This is a genomic window from Candidatus Symbiothrix dinenymphae (assembly GCF_001431085.1).
Genome location: NZ_BBRU01000321.1, coordinates 1 through 512, shown reverse-complemented (window position 1 = coordinate 512; position 512 = coordinate 1). Strand labels below are relative to the sequence as shown.

The window sequence follows — 512 nt, the reverse complement described above, 5'->3', positions numbered from 1 at the left end:
GAGGTGAACGGGTTTCCGCCGCCCCCGCGTTTTCCGGTTTTTTTGCCCCAGTCGAACAGGTTTTTGTCGGTAGGGATGCGCCCGCCATTGAGGTAGCATGTCCAGCCCCTGCCCCCCTCAATGGAGCTTAAATCCCTCCTGAGGGGGGTAGGGGGGGCTGAGGCTGTGTCCGGCTTTGCATCAATCGCCACTACGCACACCTGAGAGCCAAAATTGTTGGCGATTTCTTCAATCAGTTTGGGGTTGCGGATGGCTGCCGAATTGATGGATACTTTGTCGGCTCCGGCGTTCAAAAGTTTGTCCACATCGCTTAGTTCGTTGATTCCGCCGCCTACGGTGAAGGGGATATTGACTGTTGCTGCTACGCGGCGCACTATGTCGAGGAAGGTTTTGCGTCCCTCGTGCGAGGCGGTGATGTCGAGATAGACCAACTCGTCGGCACCCTGTTCGCTGTATTGTCTGCCTAATTCCACAGGGTCGCCGGCATCGCGAAAATTGACGAAGTGGATGCC

At 56.4% G+C, this 512-nt stretch carries 1 protein-coding gene; it reads right to left on the bottom strand.

The window, feature by feature from the left end:
- Positions 1-512: imidazole glycerol phosphate synthase subunit HisF (gene hisF / locus ASC50_RS03920; protein ID WP_193391202.1), on the bottom strand; the 512-nt coding region annotated here is incomplete at both ends.